Source organism: Mesorhizobium sp. M1399 (assembly GCF_040317735.1).
Taxonomy (GTDB): domain Bacteria; phylum Pseudomonadota; class Alphaproteobacteria; order Rhizobiales; family Rhizobiaceae; genus Mesorhizobium.
In genome coordinates this window covers 287,187-304,470 of record NZ_JAMYKZ010000006.1, presented here as the reverse complement: position 1 = coordinate 304,470, position 17,284 = coordinate 287,187, and the positions used below count along the sequence as shown (strand labels likewise).

Sequence of the window (17,284 nt, the reverse complement as noted above, 5' to 3'; positions counted from 1 at the left end):
ATGGATTTCTTCAACGCCATCGTACAGGTCCTGGACTCGACCATCCGTCTGTCGGTCCCCTTGCTGCTCGCCTGCCTCGCCGGCCTCTATTCAGAGCGGGCCGGCGTCTTCGACATCGGGCTCGAAGGCAAGATGCTGGTTGGGGCCTTCGCCGGTGCCGCCGCCGCCTCGGTCTTCCACTCGGCCTATCTCGGCCTCGGCATGGCCATCCTCATTTCGGTCGCCTTCGCGCTGATCCATGGCTTTGCCTCGATCACCCACCGCGGCAACCAGATCGTTTCCGGTGTCGCGATCAATTTCATTGCCGCCGGATCGACGATCATGCTCGGCCAGGCCTGGTTCCAGCAAGGCGGGCGCACGCCGGCGCTGGCCGCCGGCGAGCGCTTCGAGACAATCATCTGGCCGGGCGCGGATGCGCTCAGGAGCATGCCGATCCTCGGGCCGATCTATTCGGAACTCATCTCCGGCCACTCAGTGCTGGTCTATCTCGCCTTCCTGGCCGTGCCGTTCACCTGGTGGGTGCTGTTCCGCACCCGCTTCGGCTTGCGCCTGCGCGCCGTCGGCGAGAACCCGGCCGCGGTCGATACCGCCGGCATATCGGTCGCCTGGCTGCGCTATCGGGCGCTGATCTGCACCGGCGTGCTCACCGGCATTGCAGGTGCCTACCTGTCGATGGTGCAGAATGGCGGCTTCGTGAAGGACATGACCGCCGGCAAGGGCTACATCGCGCTGGCCGCGCTGATCTTCGCCAAATGGAAACCGGTCAACGCCATGTTCGCCTGCCTGCTGTTCGGCTTCCTCGACGCGGCGTCGATCCGCCTGCAAGGCACGCCGCTGCCGCTGATCGGCAAGGTGCCGGTGCAATTCATGCAGGCGCTGCCCTATGTGCTGACCGTCATCCTGCTTGCAGGCTTCATCGGCAAGGCAATCCCGCCGCGTGCCGGCGGCGTGCCTTATGTCAAGGAACGCTGATTTATCATGGCTCGTGATCTGTTCGAAGCGGCGAAAGCCGCCATGGCCAAGGCCTATGCGCCCTATTCGAAATTTCCGGTCGGCGCGGCGTTGCGCACCGAGGACGGCCGTGTCTTCACCGGCGCCAATGTCGAGATCGCGTCCTATCCGGAGGGCTGGTGCGCCGAAACCACCGCGCTCGGCCACTACATCATGGGTGGCGGCGGCAAGATTACGGAAATCGCCGTGATCGCCGAACGCGTGGCAAAATGCTCGCCCTGCGGCGGCTGCCGGCAGCGGCTGGCTGAATTCTGCCGGCCGGAAACGAAGTTCTATCTCTGCGATGATAGCGGCGTGGTCGAGACCGTGACCATGGGCGAGTTGCTGCCATACGGCTTCCAGGGCGATGTGTTGAAATGAAGGAAGCACTCGATCACCTCGTCGAAAGGCTGGACGGGCTGGCGCCGACCACTGCGCTGGTGCTGGGATCGGGGCTTGGCGGGCTTGTCGACAAGGTCGAGGATGCGGTGCGCATTTCCTATGCCGACTTGCAGGGCTTCCCCAGAAGCGGCGTCAGCGGCCATGCCGGCGAGGTGGTGGCGGGGCTCTTTGCCGGCACGCCGGTGCTGATGCTGTCCGGTCGCGCACACTATTACGAGCACGGCAACGCGGCGGCGATGCGGCCGGCACTCGAGGTGCTCGCCGGCCTCGGCATCTCCAGGCTGATCCTCACCAACGCCGCCGGTTCGGTCGATCCCGGGATGGGCCCGGGCTCGGTGATGCTGATCACCGACCACATCAATTTCTCAGGCTCCAACCCGCTGATCGGCGAGCCGAGCGACCGCCGCTTCGTCGGCCTGACCGAAGCATACGACGCCGGTCTCCGCTCCGCCATCGAGCAAGCCGCGAAGGCCACCGGTACCAGGCTGCACAAGGGCGTCTACATGTGGTTCTCCGGCCCATGCTTCGAGACGCCGGCCGAGATCCGCATGGCTCGCATCATGGGCGCCAACGCGGTCGGCATGTCGACGGTGCCGGAGGTCATTCTCGCCCGCTTCCTCGGGCTGCGCGTCGCAGCCTGTTCGGTCGTCACCAACCTTGCCGCCGGCATGACCGGAGCCGAGCTGTCGCACCAGGAGACCAAGGACATGGCGCCGGTCGGCGGCGCGCGGCTGGCGACCATTCTGCAGCGTGTTTTTCAGGACGGGCTTCCGGAGCACAGGGTAGACGCCTGATGCTTCCCCAGGAAATCATCCGCCGCAAGCGCGACGGTCAAAAACTCTCGGCTGAGGAGATATCGGCTTTCATCGAGGGCCTGACCGCCCGCACCGTTACCGACGCGCAGGTCGGCGCCTTCGCCATGGCGGTGTTCTTCAACGGCATGAGCCGCGACGAGGTGGTGGCGCTGACTATGGCGATGCGCGATTCCGGCGATGTGCTCGACTGGTCGGATCTGCCCGGCCCGGTCACCGACAAGCATTCGACGGGCGGCGTCGGCGACAATGTCTCCTTGATGCTGGCACCGATCGTCGCTGCCTGCGGCGCCTATGTGCCGATGATTTCCGGCAGGGGCCTCGGCCATACCGGCGGCACGCTGGACAAGATGGATGCCATCCCCGGCTATATCAGCCAGCCGGATGTTGCGCGCTTGCGCAAAACCGTGCTCGAAACCGGCTGCGCCATCATCGGCCAGACCGCCGATCTCGCACCCGGCGACGCCAGGCTCTACGCCATCCGCGATGTGACGGGAACGGTGGAATCGGTGCCGCTGATCACCGCCTCGATTCTGTCGAAGAAACTGGCGGCCGGCCTCCATTCGCTGGTGCTCGACGTCAAGGTCGGCAACGGCGCGTTCATGGAGAAATCGCGCGACGCAACCACGCTGGCCAACAGCCTGGTCGACGTCGCCAATGGCGCCGGCCTGAAGGCCTCGGCGCTGGTCACCGGCATGAACGAGCCGCTGGCGTCCGCTGCCGGCAATGCGGTCGAGGTGCGCAACGCCGTCGATTTTCTCACCGGCCGCTTTCGCGACCGGCGGCTGGAGGATGTGACGCTGGCGCTGGCCGCCGAGATGCTGCAATCGGCAGGCCTGGTGTCGTCCAACCAGGACGGCCTACGCCGCGCCGCCGAGACGCTGGCCGGCGGTCGCGCCGCTGCCATCTTCGCGCGCATGGTGGCGGCACTTGGCGGTCCCGCCGATTTCATCGAGAATCCGGAAAAATATCTGCCGAAAGCGGCAACGGAATTCGCCGTCAAGGCGAGCGCGAACGGCTTCGTCACCGGCATCGCAACCCGCGAGATCGGGCTTGCGGTGGTCGGGCTTGGCGGCGGGCGGACGCGGCCGGACGACAGGATCGATCACGCCGTCGGCATCACCAGGCTGCTGCCGGTCGGCGCTGAAGTGCGGACCGGCGAGGCGCTGGCGCTGGTCCATGCCCGCAATGCCGGGGATGCCGAGGCGGCCGCGGCCGCCGTGCTTTCGGCCTATACGATCGGGACTTCCAAACCGGCCGCGGAGAAAACCGTCATCCGGCGGATCCTGCCGCGCTGATAGTCACTGAACCAGCAGCAGCGTGCCGTCTTCGACCTGGTATTTTTCGAGCCGCTGCAGAAAGCTCATGCCGATCAGGTTGGTGTGCAGCGCCCTGTCGTCGAGCACGACGGCCTCGACGCCCTCAACGGTGATCCTGCCGATCTGCAGGCGGTCGATCGTCACCACGGCGGCCTTGATCGCACCATTGGCGGTGTTGACCTGATGGCTGAAATCCGTCGAATTGAGCGAGATGCCGATCCTGCGCGCAGTCGAGCTGTTGATGGCGACGAGCGTCGCACCGGTATCGATCATGCCTTCGATCTGGCGGCCGTTCAACTTGAAGACCGACATGAAATGCCCGCGCGCGTCCGCGGTGACGACGACCTTGCGGCCGAGCGGCTGCGGCGTCGCCGGCCTGTCCGGGACGGCGGCGAGGTTCAGGTCGGTTTGGGTGTCGGCCGGCTTGGCTCCGATGGCGGATTTCAACAGCCGCTCGATCGTCTGTGGATTCGACTGATAGACGATCGGCAGCGATGCCGACGTTCCGGCAAACACGCCAAGGATGAGAAGCTTGCGCAGCATGGACCGGCCTTTGTGGTTGCCGATCCTTAGTCCGACAAGGTGTTTGCCGCTTTAACGAATGCGGAAACCAGCCGTTTGCGTAAACAATCGGTAAACGGACCTATTTGGTGCCGTACATACGGTCGCCGGCATCGCCGAGGCCGGGCATGATGTAGCCCTTCTCGTTGAGTTGGCGGTCGATGGAAGCGGTGAAGACCGGAACATCGGGATGCGCCTGGGTAAAACGCTCGAGGCCCTCTGGTGCCGCCAACAGGCAGAGGAAGCGGATGTTGGTGGCGCCGCGGCCTTTCAGCTTGTCGATCGCCGCGATCGCCGAATTGGCGGTCGCCAGCATCGGATCGACGACGATCACCAGCCGGTCGGCGAGGTCGCCCGGCGCCTTGAAGAAATATTCGACCGCTTCCAGCGTCTCATGGTCGCGGTAGAGGCCGATATGGGCGACACGCGCCGCCGGCACCAGATCGAGCAGGCCTTCGAGCAAGCCGTTGCCGGCGCGCAGCACGGAGGCGAAGACGAGTTTCTTGCCCTCCAGCGTCGGCGCCTCCATCGTCTCGATCGGCGTCTCGATCGTCGTCGTGGTCAGTTCGAGGTTGCGGGTGACCTCATAGCCGAGCAGTAGCGAGATCTCGCGCAGCAGCCGCCGGAACCCGGCCGTCGAGGTTTCCTTCTTGCGCATGATGGTCAGCTTGTGCTGGACAAGCGGATGGTCGACGACGGTGACGCCCTTCATGGTGTTCTCCGAACTGCGCAGGTGAATAGTGAATGGTGAATGGTGAATGGTGAATAGTGAACTGGTTTGCGAGTCCTTGGTTGCGCGGAAGAACTCGCGGTTGACCGACCGAAGCGCCAGGTTCGCAATTCAGCATTCACCTGCCCTTGACGCCGAGCCTGCCCAGCAGCGCCGCCCTGGTCTTCCTGTCGACGAAAGCTGCCTCGATGGCCGTCCTGGTGACGGCGGTGAGCGCCTTGTCGTCCATCGCAAAATGCTCGGCGGCGATGTCGTATTCGCGCTTCAGCGAGGTCCAGAAATAGGGTGGGTCGTCGGAGTTGAGCGTCACCTTGCAGCCCGCTGCCCTTAATGCGGGAAATGGGTGGTCGGCGAAACTGTCGAAGACCTTGAGCGCGATGTTGGAGCCAGGGCAGCATTCGAGCACGACGCCTTCGTCGGCGATGCGCCGCACGAGATCGGGGTTCTCGATGGCGCGCACGCCGTGGCCGATGCGAGACGGGCGGATGTGGTCGAGTGCCGCCTCGACGCTCTCCCAGCCCATCAATTCGCCGGCATGCACGGTAATGCCGAGGCCGGCCTCGCGGGCGATCTCGAAGGCCCTGACATAATCTTCCAGATCGCCAATCCGCTCGTCGCCGGCGACGCCGAAGCCGGTGACCAGCGGATGCCCGCTGCGGGCGGCGAAACGCGCAGCCCGCTCGATCGATTCGACACCGAAATTGCGCACGCCGGTGACGATCATGCGGCCTTCGATGCCGGTCTTCGCCTTGGCGCGGGCCATGCCTTCGCCGAGCGCGTCGGTATAGGCCTTCGGCGACAGCCCGGCCTTGCTGGCATGGTCCGGCGAGGTGAAAACCTCGGAATAGATGGCGCCGTCGCGGGCGAGGCTGGTCAGGTAGTGATCGGCCAGCCGCGCATAATCTTCTTCGGTGCGGAACAGGTCGGAGGAGAAGTCGTAGGCGGCGAGGAAGGAGGTGAAATCGTGCCAGGCGAAGGAGCCGTCCCGGATGTAGGGCGAGGCATCCCTGCCGTATTTCTCGGCCTGGCGGAGGACGAGTTCAGGCGCCGCTGCCCCTTCGATGTGGCAGTGCAGTTCTGCTTTCAAAGGCATTCAATTATCCCGTCAGGCTTTTTCTTATGACGCAGGTTCTTGTCGGAAAACCGTGCGACGCTTTTCCGGAACCTGCTTCGAAGCGCGGCCGAACACCGCGCCTTAAACAATAGCGCCCGCACCATCGATCGGCTATGGTCCCGCCGATTTTATGGCGGATCAAAACGATGTCGGTTGAAAGAACCACGGCTGCGGGCGGCATGGAAACCTCCTATGGTTTCAAGCGGGTAGGGCCAGGCGACAAGCAGCCCCTGGTCAATGATGTTTTCCACAAGGTGGCGAACCGCTACGACCTGATGAACGACCTGATGTCGGCCGGGTTGCATCGGTTGTGGAAGGACGCCATGGTCGCCTGGCTCAATCCACCGAAGCGGCCGGGCTGGCGCGTTCTCGACGTTGCCGGCGGCACCGGCGACGTCGCCTTCCGCATCGTCGAGGCGAGCGGCAGGCATGCCCATGCAACGGTTCTCGACATCAACGGCTCGATGCTCGCCGTCGGCCGCGACCGAGCCGAGAAAAAGGGCCTGTCGGCAAATACCGATTTCGTCGAGGCCAATGCCGAGGAACTGCCTTTTGCCGACGCTACTTTCGATGCCTACACCATTGCTTTCGGCATCCGCAACGTGCCGCGTATCGATGTGGCGCTTGCCGAAGCCTATCGCGTGCTGAAGCCTGGCGGGCGCTTTCTCTGCCTTGAATTTTCCGAGGTCGAGATGCCGCTGCTCGACAAGGTCTATGAGGCATGGTCGTTCAACGCCATCCCGCGGATCGGCAAGGCGGTGACCGGCGACGGCGAGCCCTACTCCTATCTGGTCGAATCGATCCGCAAATTTCCCAATCAGCAGAATTTCGCGGCGATGATCTCGCGCGCGGGCTTCGAGCGCGCCTCATTCCGCAACTATTCCGGCGGCATCGCCGCGCTTCATTCGGGCTGGAAGCTTTGAGGCTGGCCCGCATTTTCATAGCCCGACGTGCCTTTCGCCAGTTCAGGAAACCGGCAAGGCAAAGCCAGCCATGAGCAGCATAGGCGCTGGTTTCAGGCTCGTGCGGGCCGGCTGGGTGCTGGTCCGCGAGGGTGTCATCGCGGCGTTGCCCGGCGACGAACTCTTCGGCCTGCCGAAATTCGGCTGGCGCATGGCCCGGCTGTTCACCCGTCGCCGCGCGCTTGCCTACGAGCGCGGCGACCGGCTGGCCAAGGCGGTCGTGCGGCTCGGCCCATCCTACGTCAAGCTCGGCCAGTTCCTGGCGACGCGGCCGGACGTCGTCGGCAACGACATAGCGCTCGATCTCGCCATGCTGCAGGACAAGATGCAGACATTTCCGAAGGCCGAAGCCATAGCGGCAATAGAGGCCTCGCTCGGACGCAAGGTCGGCGAGCTCTATGCCAGTTTTGGCGAGGCCGTCGCCGCCGCCTCGATCGCCCAGGTCCATACCGCCGAAACCCTGCAGGACGGCGTCGTTACCCGGGTGGCGGTGAAGGTCATCCGGCCGGGCGTGCGCCGCCGCTTCTTTCGCGATCTCGAGAGCTATTTCCTCGCCGCCCGGCTGCAGGAAAAATATATCCCGTCGTCGCGCCGGCTGCGGCCGGTCGAGGTGACGGAGACGCTGGCCCAGACCACCAAGATCGAAATGGATTTGAGGCTGGAGGCGGCGGCTTTTTCGGAACTCGGCGAGAACACCAAGGACGATCCCGGCTTTCGCGTGCCGTCGGTCGACTGGGAGCGCACCGGCCGCGACGTGCTGACCATGGAATGGGTCGACGGCATCAAGTTGAACGATATTGCCGGCCTCGCCGCCGCCGGCCACGACCTGAAGGCGATTGCCGCCAACCTGGTCCAGTCGTTCCTGCGCCATACGCTGCGTGACGGTTTCTTCCATGCCGACATGCATCCGGGCAACCTCTTCGTCGAGGCCGATGGCACCATCGTCGCCGTCGATCTCGGCATTGCCGGCCGGCTCGGCAGGAAGGAGCGCCGCTTCCTCGCCGAAATCCTCTACGGCTTCATCACGCGCGATTACCAGCGCGTCGCCGAGGTGCATTTCGAGGCTGGCTACGTGCCGCGCCAGCACAATGTCGCAGCTTTCGCCCAGGCGATCCGGGCGATCGGCGAACCGATCCACGGCCAGCCGGCCGAGACCATCTCGATGGCCAAGCTGCTGACGCTGCTGTTCGAGGTGACCGAGCTCTTCGACATGGCGACGCGATCCGAGCTGGTGCTGCTGCAGAAGACCATGGTCGTTGTCGAGGGCGTCGCCCGCACCCTCGACCCGGCCTTCAACATGTGGAAGACGTCGGAACCTGTGGTCAGCGGCTGGATTGCCCGCAATCTCGGCCCGCGCGCTTTGCTGGCCGATGCGCGCGACGGCGCCAACGCGCTGCTGGCGCTGGCCCGCCAGGCGCCGGACCTCGCCGCCCGCACCGAGCGGCTGTCGCGCGAGATCGACCTGATGGCCGAAAACGGCCTGCGTTTCGACGAAAGGACCGCGCGCGCGATCGGCAAGGCCGAGGCGCGCTACACCCGCTCCGGCCGGCTGGCGCTGTGGGTGATCGCTCTGACGCTGCTGTATATCGCCTGGAAGCTGCTCTAACGCCTTGTTGTCGCCTGATTGCATTGATATCATTGCTTGCAGCGATCTCGGGCAAAGTGCAATCACATGGCCAGCATCACGATCCGCAACCTTGATGACGAGGTCAAGGATATGCTGCGCCGATTGGCTGCGGAGAATGGCCGGTCAATGGAAGACCAGGCGCGGGTCATGATCCGCGCAGCGGTCGAAGGTCAACTCGGTTCGTCCGGCCGCATCGACCAGATCGAGAAAACGTTGCGCGAACTGACAAGCTTGCAGAATCCTGCAGCTCCGGTGGTCGCGGTCCCCAGCCAAGTCGCGCAAGGTGTCCTCTCCGGCAAGCGCATCCTGCTGATCATCGGCGGCGGTATCGCCGCCTACAAGGCGCTCGACCTGATCCGCCGGCTGCGCGAGCGCGGTGCTTCGGTGCGCGTGGTGATGACCGCCGCGGCGCAGGAATTCGTCACCATGCTGTCGGCCGGAGCACTGTCCGCCGATCATGTCTTCACCGAGCTGTTCGACCGGCAGGACGAGCACGACATCGGCCACATCAGGCTGTCGCGCGAGGCCGACCTTGTGGTCGTGGCGCCGGCCACCGCCGACCTGATGGCAAAGCTCGCCAACGGCCACGCCAACGACCTTGCCTCGACGGTGCTCATCGCCACCGACAAGCAGGTTTTGATGGCTCCGGCTATGAACCCGAAAATGTGGACGCACCCGGCGGTCCGGCGCAACCGCTCGATGCTGGGTAAGGACGGCGTCGCATTCGTCGGCCCGGCGAAGGGCGAGATGGCCGAAAGCAACGAGGCGGGCGAGGGCCGCATGGCCGAGCCGCTGGAGATCGTCGCCGCGATCGAGGCGCTGCTCGACAGTCGGCCAAAGCCGCTGGCGGGCAGGAAGATCATTGTCACTTCCGGGCCGACGCATGAACCGATCGACCCGGTGCGCTACATCGCCAACCGTTCGTCGGGCAAGCAGGGCCATGCCATCGCGGCGGCGCTGGCCAGGCTCGGCGCCGACGTGCGTCTCGTCTCCGGTCCGGTCGGCATTGCGGATCCGGCCGGCGTCGCCACGATGCATGTCGAAACGGCCGTCGAGATGAAGGATGCGGTCGAACAGCTGCTGCCGGCCGACGCGGCAGTGTTCGTCGCGGCTGTCGCCGACTGGCGCACTCAAAGTTCGGCCGGGGAAAAGATCAAGAAGGTGGCGGGCGAGGGGCCGCCGGCGCTGCAGATGGTGGAAAATCCCGATATTCTTGCCGGCGTCGGGCATCACAAAAAGCGGCCGATGCTGGTGGTCGGTTTCGCCGCGGAGACGCAGGACCTGGTCAGGAATGCCGAGGCCAAGCTTGCGAAAAAGGGTGCCGATCTTATCGTCGCCAATGATGTCTCGCATGAAGATGGTTCCCCGGGCGTGATGGGCGGCGACCGCAACAAGGTGCGGATCGTCTCGAAGGCCGGCGTCGAGGAATGGCCGGAGATGAGCAAGGAAGAGGTGGCGACGCGGCTCGCGGCACTGATCGCCGGCCGGCTGAAGACGGTCGTGGTTTAGCGATCTCCCCTCGGGTGTTTAGCCGATCTCACCTCTCGTGGGGGAGATTGGCAGCTTCGCCAGCCGCGCGTCGTCGCTCGCGCCCGAAATCCGCAAGGCGGCAAGGCATCCCAGGATGCCGAGCGGGATGAAGGCGAGGAACAGCCAGGCGGCGACATTTGCCGCGGCCTCGCGGTTCAGGCCTTCGGAAAAGCCGCTGGCGTTGGCGACGATGCCGGTCAGTGCCGCACCCACGGCATAGCCGATGCGCTGCATGGTCGGCACGGCGGCCGAGGCGATCGTCTGCTCGCCTTCCTTGGCCGATGCCACGATGACACGCGTGACAAACGGCCAGGCGATGCCGAAACCGCCGCCTTGCAGCAAGGCACAAAGCAGGATCAACGGGATCGAGCCCGCCGGCACCGTATAGGCGAAACCCGCGACGCCCGTGGCGATCATCAGCGCCCCGCCGACGATGATCAGCCGCTCGCGCTCCGGCGGGGCATTGGCGACGAGGATCGACAGGATCGACCAGGCGATCGATTCGGCGGCGATGATGTAGCCGGTGGTGAGGATCGGAATGTCGTGCAGGCTGGTCAGGAGCAGTGGCCCGTAGACCGCAAACGAGCAGGTCGCCACCGAAAACGCCGCGACCATGGTCATGCCCGCGCCGACCGGCGAGCGCCATGAAAACAGCCGCGACGGGAACAGCCGCGAGCGCGGCTTCAGCGCGTCGATATAGACGAACAGCGCCAGGCCGATCATGCCGAGGGTGAGCAGCAGCGACGAGCGCAGCAGGGCGATGTCGACGCCGGCGGTGGCGATCAGCACGACGCTGACGGCAAGACAGCCAAGTGCCGCAAACGGGAAGGGCGGCGCCGACCCGCCGGTCGCCTGCGGCCTTGTTGCTTTAGGTGTATCGAGCACGAGGAAGCTTGCCAGCGCCATGGCCGTGCCGCCGAGGGTGAAGACGCCGAAGGCCCAGCGCCAGGACAGCAATTCGGTCATGACCGCGCCGAGCACCGGCCCGCTGAAGGCGGCGACGCCCCAGATCGCCGACATAACGCCGAAAAGCTGCGGCCAGATCGCGCGGGCAAACAGCCGCTCGACCGAGACGAAGGCCAGCGACACCAGCGCGCCACCGCCAAGCCCTTCGATCAGGCGGCCGGAGAGGAACAGCGGCATCGACGGCGCGGTGGCGCAGACCAGCGCGCCGGCGGCATAGAGCAGGGCGGCGGCCGTCATGTTGGTGCGCAGCGCGACATAGCTCACCAGCCGTCCGGCGGCAGCACCTGCGACGATGGCGCCGAGCTCGTAGATCGCCAGCGACCAGCCGACCAGCTGCACGCCGGCGAGCTCGCCGACCATGGCCGGCATGACCGTTGCCACCATCGTTTCGTTGGTGGCGTGCAACAGGATGCCGAGGCTGATGAAGCAGAAGCGCGCCAGATCGCCGCTCGCCCACAGCGCACGCCAGTCGACCCTGTTTGTGCTTGTTTTGGTCAAGTCCACCCCCGAATTCCCTGCCGAGCCAGAGCATCTTTGGCACTTCAGGCGCGATGCACGCCTTGTTCGCGTGCGGTTTGTAAAACCTCAACTGCGGTTGAGCTCAAGCGGTTTTTTGATCGCCGTTAGCGCGGCGGATGCCAAAGATCATGCGGCGCGAGACAGTCACGAGATGTCGAGATCCTGGTCAGGCCGAAGATGCAAGCAATATTGGATCGCCGCAATCTTCGGTCACGGTAACGGCATGGATCCTAGGATCCATGCCGTGATCTTCGAGCGCTGCAACTTTGAACATCAGGGCGGCCCATCCTCTGCGGAGCGGGCCTGCCGGAATCCATGAGCTTTCGGCAGCTATTCGCAGGCCGACACCTACGCTGCCCGGCTGCTCGGGGAGCCATGCTACGCCGCTATTTGAATGAATGGATCAAGTCCAGCGAGGTGACGGCGACCGCCAGGTTGACGCCGGTCTGCGCCTGGACACTGAGCGGCTGCAGCGAGAAGGCGCTGCCAAGGCCGCCGACCAGAAGATTGGCGCCGCCACCGGTGACCACGCTCGCCTCGGCATTCACGCCATAGTAGCTGCCGGCAAGATCGCCTTCATCGTGGTTGCGGGTTGCTGCCAGAACCGCCCATGCCAGTTGGCCCTGATGCGTCCGGCCGACGTCGACGCCGAGCTTGGAAATTACCCCGGTATAGACTTCGGGTGGGCCGCCACGATGCGGACGAAAGACACAGGAAACACCCTTGTTGGAGGTGACCAGATAGGCCGTGCCGCCGTCGATGGTGCAGTCGAGCACGCCGAGCTGGAGCTTGCCGGCGCTGGCGGGAGCGGCAACGACGGTTGTGGCGAGTGCGGCGGCACAGGCAAGTTGCTTGATCATGGGAGGGTCCTTTCCAAATGGCTTTGAACAACGGCTGAGCACGCCGAGCGTTCCGCCGAAAACTTGGCGCCAGCAAGGCAGACTAAACGCAGGGTTGTCGGAGTGCGGAACGGAGGCCCGATAAAACCGGCCCGGTCAGGCGGCGCTGGTGCGGGCCAGACCGTCCTTGGCGGGTTGGTAGGTCGGATTGAGGTGCACTGCCTCGCGGTAGGATTTCGCGGCCCTGACCTTGTCGCCGCGCCGCTCGTAGATCAGCGCCTGGTTGGACCAGGCCTCGGCGTTCTTGCCGTCGAGCTTGATGGCCATGTTGAAGTCGGCGAAGGCATTGTCCTCGTCGTTCATGGCAAGGTAGGAGAGGCCGCGTCCGTTGTAAGGCTCGGAAGCATCCGGCGCCAGCGAAATGGCGGTCGAGAAATCCTCGATGGCAAAGGCGTGCTGGCCCTGGCTCTGGTAGATCAGGCCGCGATTGTGATAGGCGCGCGCGTCGGTCGTGTCGAGCTGGATCGCTTTCTGGAAATCGTTGAACGCCTCCTGGACCCGGCCTGCCTTGCGGTAGAGATTGCCGCGGCCGATATAGGCGGCGTCATAATTGGAATTGATCTGGATCGAGCGGTTGTAGTCGGCAAGCGCGCTTGCCTGATCACCGAGGAAGCGCTGGATGAGCGCCCGGTTGGAATAGGCCTGGTAGAAATTCGGATTGAGCTGGATGGCGGTGTTGAAGTCCTTCAGCGCCGCCTGGTACTGGCCGCCGCGGCCATAGGCCGAGCCGCGCACATTGTAGGCTTCCGGATCCTGGGGGTTGCGCTGGATCACCGCCGACAGCGAGGAGATGTTCTCGGTCGAGGCTTGCGCCTTGTCGATGTTGTTGAACTCGCCGGTCGGAACGCTCTGGCAGCCGGCAAGCGCCAACCCGGAGAGCAGGGCTGCCGTCAGGGCGAGGCCGCGCCACGCGGTTCTGCGCTTTACGGTGATTGCGTCCATGTCTGCCCTGTCCTTACTGCGCCGTCTGGTCCGTTCCCCCTCCGAACCGGCATCTCTCCCAACCGGTCCTCTCGGACCGGATCGAAATCACAACAAAAAGGTGGCGGCGATTCCGCATCGCGCCACCTTGGATATCCTTGGAAAAGGACGAAAAATTGACGTCAGAACCGCGGCGGACGCGGAGCACCGGCACCGGCAGCACCGGCTGCGACCGGACGTGGCGTCATCGGCAGCAGGCCTTCGCGCTGGGCGCGCTTGCGGGCCAGCTTGCGGGCGCGGCGCACGGCTTCCGCCTTTTCACGGGCGCGCTTCTCGGAAGGCTTCTCGTAATGTCCGCGCATCTTCATTTCGCGGAAGATGCCTTCGCGCTGCATCTTTTTCTTGAGCGCGCGAAGCGCCTGATCAACATTGTTGTCGCGGACGAGTACCTGCACGTGCAATCCTGTCTTTCGGTTTGAAATCAACAGGCAAGCGGCCATAGCCACAAGCCTCCGCGGCGCGTTACACCACGAATTGGGGCGGCTGATAGCAGAATCAAGGGGCGCTGTCCACAGCCGATTGAGAGGCGGTGCCGATCACGAAACGAAAAACCCGCCTCGGCGGCGGGTCTCTGGTGTGAATCAGCACCATACGCAGTTTAGTAGCATAGCTGCCGGCACAAAGCAAGAACAAAATTCGCCTTGGGCCAGATAGACGCCGCTATGCCGTGGCCAGGGCCGTGGCCAGGTGGAGCTGCTCGAAACCCTCGAAGAACTCGCCGTAGTCGCAGGTTATCTCCTCGCCGGCGGCGATATCGCGGATCGCCGTGGCCCCGCCATATTGCGAAAAATCGGTGTTCGGCTTGTCGGCATGGTTCATGAAGCGGCCATTGTCGACCTCATAGACCATGAAGCCCGGCCGGTCCTGGCTGGGATAGGCATATCTGTCGAGCAATTCCTTGAGGTGCGGCGGCGCCGTCTCGTATTTTTCCATCGGGATCAGCCGGTCGAAGTCCGGATCGAGACGCCAGATCTGCGCGCCTTTCCGGACCGGCTCGGCGGCGAACACGCCGACGCCTTCGATTGCGCTTGCAGCGATATAGGTCCTGATCAGCAACATGTTTCCAACCCGTCTTCGAGGAGAAGACGGAATCGTCAAATCGCCGAAAAAATCAAGGGCCGGTTCGCGACATTTCGGCTGGCGGGCATGCGTTGCGCCCTCCGAACCCTCACGTCCGGGTGATCGAGACGCCGCCGTCGGCGAACAGCGCCGCGCCGGTGGTGAAGCTCGATGCGTCGGACGCCAGGTAGAGCGCCGAGCGGGCGATCTCCTCAGGCTCGGCGACGCGCTTCAAGGCATGCAGGTTTTCGACGAAGGCTCGCGATTCAGGTGTCTTGAACGTCGCCGAAGGCGTGTCGGTGCCGCCCGGCAGCAGCGCGTTGACTCGAATGCCCTTGGCGCCATATTCGGCGGCCAGCACCTGCGTCAACCCGATCAGTCCGGCCTTGCTTGCGGCATAGCTGGTCATGCCCGGCATGCCGACGGTGTGGCCGACGAAGGTGGAGGTGAAGATCAGCGAGCCGCCGCCGCGATCGATCATCGCCGGCACCTGGTATTTCGCGCCGAGAAAGGCGCTGGTCAGATTGGTATCGAGCGTCTCGCGCCAGCCCTCCAGCGACAGCTCCGAAACCGGCCCCATCCTACCGACCGAGCCGGCATTGTTGAAGGCGATGTCGAGCCCGCCGAATTTCCCGACCGCCAGGTCGACGAGGGCTTTTGCGTAGGCTTCGTCGCGGACATCGCCGGCAAGAGCGACGGCGGTGCCGTCGGCGTCTTCGATTTCGGCAACCAGCGCATCGAGCTCCGCCTGGCGGCGGGCTGCGACGACCACCTTGGCGCCTTCCTCCGCAAACACCTTGGCCGTGGCGCGGCCGATGCCGGAGCTGGCGCCGGTGACGATGGCGACTTTGTCGGTAAGTGCGAACATTTTCTGCATCCTTTTCTTCGCGCCAGCCCTTGCCGGCAATCGGGATGCTTGGTCGCAGATCGAGGCGGCGCGGGCCACCCGATACCCGCGAGGTGCTTCGGATTTGGTTTGATCGCCCGTCACGTCGCATACCTCTTTTTCGTCACGGCGCAAAACGGCAAGCGCCGTCGCAAACAGTGCAAGGCTGGCAGTGCGGTTTCGCTAGTGATACAGCTCGCGCGCCGGGGTTGGCTGATCTGCCCGGCCGCCATTTGCGAGGCCTGCAACGTTGAAGAAATACTCGGTATTCGCTATCGCCCGCGAGGCCATGCGCGGCCACAAGGGCTGGGAGGAACAGTGGTCCTCGCCGGAGCCGAAGAAGGAGTATGACGTCGTCATCGTCGGCGCCGGCGGCCACGGCCTGGCCACAGCCTATTACCTCGCCACCGTGCATGGCATCACCAACGTCGCGGTATTGGAAAAAGGCTGGCTCGGCGGCGGCAATACCGGCCGCAATACCACCATCATCCGCTCGAACTATCTCTATGACGAGAGCGCCGGCATCTACGACCATGCGCTGAAGCTGTGGGACGGGCTCAGCCAGGAGCTCAACTACAACGTCATGTATTCGCCGCGCGGCGTCATGATGCTCGCCCACAACATCCACGACATTCAGGTGCTGAAGCGCCACGTCCATGCTAACCGGCTGAACGGCATCGACAATGAATGGCTGACGCCGGAACAGGCCAAGGAATTCTGCCCGCCGCTCAACATTTCGCGCGATGCCCGTTATCCCGTGATGGGTGCCGCGCTGCAGCGCCGTGGCGGCACGGCGCGGCACGATGCTGTCGCCTGGGGCTATGCGCGCGGCGCCTCGGCGCGCGGCGTCCACATCATCCAGAATTGCGAGGTCACCGGCGTCAAACGGGCGCCGAACGGCGCGGTTACCGGTGTCGAGACGACGCGCGGCTTCATTGGCGCCAGGAAGGTCGGCGTGGTCGCCGCCGGCCACTCCTCGGTGATCATGAACATGGCCGGCGTGCGCATGCCGCTGGAAAGCTATCCGCTGCAGGCGCTGGTGTCGGAGCCGGTCAAGCCGGTGGTGCCTTGCGTGGTGATGTCGAACACGGTGCATGCCTATATCTCGCAATCCGACAAGGGCGAGCTGGTCATCGGCGCCGGCACCGACCAATATGTCTCCTATTCGCAGACCGGCGGGCTGCACATCCTGCAGCACACGCTCGACGCGATCTGCGAGATGTTCCCGATCTTCACCCGCATGAAGATGCTGCGCTCATGGGGCGGCATTGTCGACGTGACGCCGGACCGTTCGCCGATCCTGGCCAAGACGCCGGTGCCCGGCCTCTACGTCAATTGCGGCTGGGGCACGGGCGGCTTCAAGGCGACGCCGGGTTCGGGCCACGTCTTTGCCCATACGATCGCCAGGGACGATCCGCACCCGATCAACGCACCCTTCACCATCGAGCGCTTCCGCACCGGCCGCCTCATCGACGAGGCGGCGGCGGCGGCGGTGGCGCACTGATGATGACCGAGATGGCCGTCGCCATGCCGCTGATGCTCGCCGGCGAGCAAGGCCTGTTTCATTTTCCGTCACCGGACGAGGTGCGCACGCAGCCGATCAGTCGCGCCGGGAACGAGGCCGACTGGCCGTTTTCCATCGATGACGGCATGCTGACCTGCGTCTGGAGCGGCGGGCGAAAGATCGTCCTCTTCTTCGAGGCCCGTCCTTCCGATCTGGATCCGGACGAGCCTTTCCAGCCGCGCGGCGTCATCGTCACCACCGATCCAATCCAACTGACCATCGGCAACATGGCCAATCGCGCTCTGTTTCGCCCTGCGGCAAGCATCGAGGAGCGCATCCGGCTCGTCGCGCCTTTCGTCACGATGGGTCAGAGGCTTTGCGACCAACCTGCCGGCGCTCGCGTCGGCCACGGCGAACTGTAGG

General features: G+C 64.6%; 18 protein-coding genes. 9 read left to right on the top strand and 9 right to left on the bottom strand.

Annotation, left to right across the window (positions count from 1 at the left end; genetic code table 11):
* The 4 genes from NKH05_RS12935 to deoA are packed head-to-tail and all read left to right on the top strand — an operon-like array spanning window position 1 to window position 3,502.
* The gene (locus tag NKH05_RS12935) at window positions 1-972 is read left to right on the top strand and encodes an ABC transporter permease (protein ID WP_352484652.1); all 972 of its coding nucleotides are present in this window, start codon (window positions 1-3) and stop codon (window positions 970-972) included.
* 6 nt (window positions 973-978) lie between these two features.
* A complete protein-coding gene (gene cdd / locus NKH05_RS12930) occupies window positions 979-1,371 on the top strand; it encodes a cytidine deaminase (RefSeq protein WP_023719008.1) in 393 nt (130 codons plus the stop codon).
* Window positions 1,368-2,186, top strand: coding sequence for a purine-nucleoside phosphorylase (locus NKH05_RS12925; protein WP_023719009.1), 819 nt, complete (start codon window positions 1,368-1,370; stop codon window positions 2,184-2,186). Before cdd ends, NKH05_RS12925 begins: the two co-directional genes overlap by 4 nt.
* The gene (gene deoA / locus NKH05_RS12920) at window positions 2,186-3,502 is read left to right on the top strand and encodes a thymidine phosphorylase (protein WP_352857407.1); all 1,317 of its coding nucleotides are present in this window, start codon (window positions 2,186-2,188) and stop codon (window positions 3,500-3,502) included. The genes NKH05_RS12925 and deoA overlap by 1 nt, the downstream gene beginning before the upstream one ends.
* Window positions 3,503-3,505: 3 nt before the next feature.
* Here deoA and NKH05_RS12915 read toward each other — a convergent pair whose 3' ends face one another.
* From NKH05_RS12915 to NKH05_RS12905, 3 genes are all read right to left on the bottom strand, one after another.
* Window positions 3,506-4,066, bottom strand: a complete 561-nt coding sequence (locus tag NKH05_RS12915; protein WP_023719011.1) for a TIGR02281 family clan AA aspartic protease — start codon at window positions 4,064-4,066, stop codon at window positions 3,506-3,508.
* 100 nt (window positions 4,067-4,166) lie between these two features.
* A complete protein-coding gene (gene upp, locus NKH05_RS12910) occupies window positions 4,167-4,796 on the bottom strand; it encodes a uracil phosphoribosyltransferase (RefSeq protein ID WP_023675320.1) in 630 nt (209 codons plus the stop codon).
* A 136-nt stretch (window positions 4,797-4,932) separates the two neighbouring features.
* A complete protein-coding gene (locus tag NKH05_RS12905; RefSeq protein ID WP_353025493.1) occupies window positions 4,933-5,907 on the bottom strand; it encodes an adenosine deaminase in 975 nt (324 codons plus the stop codon).
* 167 nt (window positions 5,908-6,074) lie between these two features.
* On the opposite strand from NKH05_RS12905, the gene ubiE reads away from it, so the two are divergent.
* The 3 genes from ubiE (at window position 6,075) to coaBC (ending at window position 10,026) form a co-directional block, all read left to right on the top strand.
* Entirely contained in the window at window positions 6,075-6,851 is a 777-nt protein-coding gene (ubiE, locus tag NKH05_RS12900) for a bifunctional demethylmenaquinone methyltransferase/2-methoxy-6-polyprenyl-1,4-benzoquinol methylase UbiE (protein WP_352857410.1), read from the top strand.
* A 70-nt stretch (window positions 6,852-6,921) separates the two neighbouring features.
* A complete protein-coding gene (ubiB, locus tag NKH05_RS12895; RefSeq protein WP_353025492.1) occupies window positions 6,922-8,496 on the top strand; it encodes a 2-polyprenylphenol 6-hydroxylase in 1,575 nt (524 codons plus the stop codon).
* Window positions 8,497-8,562: 66 nt separating this feature from the next.
* Window positions 8,563-10,026 (top strand): bifunctional phosphopantothenoylcysteine decarboxylase/phosphopantothenate--cysteine ligase CoaBC, encoded by a 1,464-nt coding sequence (gene coaBC, locus NKH05_RS12890; RefSeq protein ID WP_353025491.1) that lies wholly within the window; start codon window positions 8,563-8,565, stop codon window positions 10,024-10,026.
* A gap of 18 nt (window positions 10,027-10,044) precedes the next feature.
* Here coaBC and NKH05_RS12885 read toward each other — a convergent pair whose 3' ends face one another.
* The 6 genes from NKH05_RS12885 to NKH05_RS12860 form a co-directional block, all read right to left on the bottom strand.
* The gene (locus NKH05_RS12885; protein ID WP_352494677.1) at window positions 10,045-11,511 is read right to left on the bottom strand and encodes an MFS transporter; all 1,467 of its coding nucleotides are present in this window, start codon (window positions 11,509-11,511) and stop codon (window positions 10,045-10,047) included.
* A 407-nt stretch (window positions 11,512-11,918) separates the two neighbouring features.
* Window positions 11,919-12,392, bottom strand: coding sequence for a DUF992 domain-containing protein (locus NKH05_RS12880; protein ID WP_023719019.1), 474 nt, complete (start codon window positions 12,390-12,392; stop codon window positions 11,919-11,921).
* Between the two features lie 135 nt (window positions 12,393-12,527).
* Window positions 12,528-13,373, bottom strand: coding sequence for a tetratricopeptide repeat protein (locus tag NKH05_RS12875; protein ID WP_352484643.1), 846 nt, complete (start codon window positions 13,371-13,373; stop codon window positions 12,528-12,530).
* Between the two features lie 161 nt (window positions 13,374-13,534).
* Window positions 13,535-13,807: a 30S ribosomal protein S21 gene (rpsU, locus tag NKH05_RS12870; protein ID WP_023675331.1), complete on the bottom strand. Its 273-nt coding sequence runs from the start codon at window positions 13,805-13,807 to the stop codon at window positions 13,535-13,537.
* Window positions 13,808-14,072: 265 nt separating this feature from the next.
* On the bottom strand, window positions 14,073-14,471 hold the full coding sequence (locus tag NKH05_RS12865; RefSeq protein ID WP_023719021.1) for an SET domain-containing protein: 399 nt from the start codon (window positions 14,469-14,471) through the stop codon (window positions 14,073-14,075).
* A gap of 109 nt (window positions 14,472-14,580) precedes the next feature.
* Window positions 14,581-15,339 carry an SDR family oxidoreductase gene (locus NKH05_RS12860; protein WP_352484642.1) on the bottom strand — a complete coding sequence of 253 codons (759 nt, stop codon included), beginning with the start codon at window positions 15,337-15,339 and terminating at the stop codon, window positions 14,581-14,583.
* A 268-nt stretch (window positions 15,340-15,607) separates the two neighbouring features.
* Between NKH05_RS12860 and NKH05_RS12855 the strand changes: the two genes are divergently transcribed.
* Together NKH05_RS12855 and NKH05_RS12850 are read left to right on the top strand one after the other, a co-directional pair.
* Window positions 15,608-16,861: a sarcosine oxidase subunit beta gene (locus NKH05_RS12855; RefSeq protein ID WP_352494681.1), complete on the top strand. Its 1,254-nt coding sequence runs from the start codon at window positions 15,608-15,610 to the stop codon at window positions 16,859-16,861.
* Window positions 16,861-17,283, top strand: a complete 423-nt coding sequence (locus NKH05_RS12850; protein ID WP_352484640.1) for a hypothetical protein — start codon at window positions 16,861-16,863, stop codon at window positions 17,281-17,283. The genes NKH05_RS12855 and NKH05_RS12850 overlap by 1 nt, the downstream gene beginning before the upstream one ends.
* Window position 17,284 lies beyond the last annotated feature (1 nt).

What these genes read in the sequence shown, in the direction of transcription:
- NKH05_RS12850 (WP_352484640.1), top strand. Translation starts at nt 16,861, where the DNA reads ATGATGACCGAGATGGCCGTCGCCATGCCGCTGATGCTCGCCGGCGAG.
- cdd (WP_023719008.1), top strand. Translation starts at nt 979, where the DNA reads ATGGCTCGTGATCTGTTCGAAGCGGCGAAAGCCGCCATGGCCAAGGCC.
- NKH05_RS12880 (WP_023719019.1), bottom strand. Translation starts at nt 12,392, where the DNA reads ATGATCAAGCAACTTGCCTGTGCCGCCGCACTCGCCACAACCGTCGTT.
- NKH05_RS12915 (WP_023719011.1), bottom strand. Translation starts at nt 4,066, where the DNA reads ATGCTGCGCAAGCTTCTCATCCTTGGCGTGTTTGCCGGAACGTCGGCA.
- NKH05_RS12925 (WP_023719009.1), top strand. Translation starts at nt 1,368, where the DNA reads ATGAAGGAAGCACTCGATCACCTCGTCGAAAGGCTGGACGGGCTGGCG.
- ubiE (WP_352857410.1), top strand. Translation starts at nt 6,075, where the DNA reads ATGTCGGTTGAAAGAACCACGGCTGCGGGCGGCATGGAAACCTCCTAT.
- upp (WP_023675320.1), bottom strand. Translation starts at nt 4,796, where the DNA reads ATGAAGGGCGTCACCGTCGTCGACCATCCGCTTGTCCAGCACAAGCTG.
- NKH05_RS12875 (WP_352484643.1), bottom strand. Translation starts at nt 13,373, where the DNA reads ATGGACGCAATCACCGTAAAGCGCAGAACCGCGTGGCGCGGCCTCGCC.
- ubiB (WP_353025492.1), top strand. Translation starts at nt 6,922, where the DNA reads ATGAGCAGCATAGGCGCTGGTTTCAGGCTCGTGCGGGCCGGCTGGGTG.
- NKH05_RS12860 (WP_352484642.1), bottom strand. Translation starts at nt 15,339, where the DNA reads ATGTTCGCACTTACCGACAAAGTCGCCATCGTCACCGGCGCCAGCTCC.
- NKH05_RS12935 (WP_352484652.1), top strand. Translation starts at nt 1, where the DNA reads ATGGATTTCTTCAACGCCATCGTACAGGTCCTGGACTCGACCATCCGT.
- deoA (WP_352857407.1), top strand. Translation starts at nt 2,186, where the DNA reads ATGCTTCCCCAGGAAATCATCCGCCGCAAGCGCGACGGTCAAAAACTC.
- coaBC (WP_353025491.1), top strand. Translation starts at nt 8,563, where the DNA reads ATGGCCAGCATCACGATCCGCAACCTTGATGACGAGGTCAAGGATATG.
- NKH05_RS12865 (WP_023719021.1), bottom strand. Translation starts at nt 14,471, where the DNA reads ATGTTGCTGATCAGGACCTATATCGCTGCAAGCGCAATCGAAGGCGTC.
- NKH05_RS12905 (WP_353025493.1), bottom strand. Translation starts at nt 5,907, where the DNA reads ATGCCTTTGAAAGCAGAACTGCACTGCCACATCGAAGGGGCAGCGGCG.